Consider the following 1854-nt stretch of genomic DNA (forward strand, 5'->3'; position numbering starts at 1 on the left):
AATCGAGTAGACGGCCGTGAGCTATAAGCCCACGGTGCGCCTCTCACACCACCGTACGTACGGGTCTCGTATACGGCGGTTCACTGAATCTCAGGCTTTGATTTAGAGTAATAGTCCAACATACTTAGATAGCCTTTTCTTCTCAGTCTAGAGAGTGTAATTGTTGTTCCCAGTATAGGACTTTGAGCTACGGCCCATCCTCCTTTTCTGGCCCTACTCCACGCATAAGCATGGTTTTGATCCACTCCCAGTCTGATTAGATTTTTACGTTTGCGCTCAGGTTTCTTCCAGTCATGCCAGATGCAATATCTGAGTCGGTTCCTCAACCACTCATCGAGTTGTTTGAGCTTGGCCTGAATACTGGCCAATCGGTAGTTGTTTACCCAGCCCATCCATACCTCTCTTAGTTTTTGAAGTCGCTCTTCAAAGCTGTATGGCAAGGTTTTCTTGGTGATACCTTTGAGCTTACGTTTCAGGCTTTCCCAGCTCTGCTTCTTCACTACCAGTTGGTATTTGCCCTTTTCTCCCTTTTTGTAGGTTGGCACGAAGCCGTGACCCAGAAGCTCAAAGTCGGAGGGTCTTCGGATTCCGCTTTTCTCCCTGTTGATAGGCAAGTCCAGTTTGTTCTTCAGGAACAGATAGACTTCATTACCTACTTTTTGGGCGGCTGCTTTTGACTGGGTATAGATACTGAAGTCATCGGCATAGCGAACGAATTTCAACCCTTTACTTTTGAGATACTTATCCAGTTCGTCCAACAATATATTGGACAGCAATGGACTCAGGGGACTTCCCTGTGGCATTCCTTTTCTGCGTCTGTGCAGTTTTCCGTTGATCTGGATCGGTGATCTAAGCCACTTTCGGATCAGCCACAAGGTTGTTGGGCATTTTACTCTGTTGTAGATTAACTGGAGTAGCTTGTAGTGTTGTACCTCATCAAAGAATCCTTTCAGGTCAATGTCAACAATATCCTGATAACCATCATTGATGCTTTTCAGTGCTTGTGTTACTGCCCCGTGCAGATTCTTTCCAGGCCGAAAACCATAGCTCTCATCTTCGAAGTTTAGTTCGAATCGACAAGCTAATTGCTGGCTAACCGCCTGTTGAAGCCATCTGTCCACTACACATGGGATTCCGAGTAATCTGGTTTTCCCGTTACTCTTGGGGATTTCCACCCCTCTGATAGCTTGTGGCACGTACCTTCTTCTCAGGATGTCGGTTAATACAGCTGTCCGGTGTTGGTCTATAAACGACTTTAATTCGGTCACCTGCATACCATCCACTCCCGATGCACCTTTGTTTCCTACCACTTGGCGGTAGGCTTTATAAAGGTTTTTGGCTTGTAGTACTTTCTCTATCATTACTTTGTTCTCCTTGTCCGCTTAAGAATAGGCTATACTGAATTTTCAGCATTCCTATCCGAATTAGGACGCGATTCAATGTTCAGTCCTTCATTATCCAGTGAGACCTCTGTAGTATTTACAGCTCGTTCCCGATAACTACTATGACCTCGGCTGACTTCTCTTGGACGTTCCAGACGTCCAGAGATCTCCCTCGGTAAGACGAATATCCTTGTGCCTATCGCTGCCACATCTACTATTTTGGTGATGATTCCTGATTGGTCAGGATTTTGGACTTCAGCAGCATGTGTTACCTCATCCCACCTCATAGCCTCGGTATGTGGTTCCTGTTCGTCAGTACAGACACCGCAGTCTGGCTTACTTCAGTGCATACCTCGCGGTAAACCACCTTGCCACTTGCTTGGCTTCGGGTAACGACTCCCGCGCTTAAGGGACTTTCACCCGTTGGAACGACCATCTTTTTGGTCTATATTCACCATTCAAGGCACACACA

The 1854-nt window shown here is 46.4% G+C and carries 2 protein-coding genes; both read right to left on the reverse strand.

Translation table 11 applies throughout. The features are described from left to right. Window positions 1-80: 80 nt before the first annotated feature. Window positions 81-1361 (reverse strand): group II intron reverse transcriptase/maturase, encoded by a 1281-nt coding sequence (gene ltrA / locus ESV85_RS22065; protein ID WP_146921507.1) that lies wholly within the window; start codon window positions 1359-1361, stop codon window positions 81-83. 32 nt (window positions 1362-1393) lie between these two features. Further along, entirely contained in the window at window positions 1394-1669 is a 276-nt protein-coding gene (locus ESV85_RS22070; RefSeq protein ID WP_146921509.1) for a hypothetical protein, read from the reverse strand. Window positions 1670-1854 lie beyond the last annotated feature (185 nt).

This window comes from Algoriphagus aquimarinus (assembly GCF_007997215.1).
GTDB lineage: Bacteria > Bacteroidota > Bacteroidia > Cytophagales > Cyclobacteriaceae > Algoriphagus > Algoriphagus aquimarinus_A.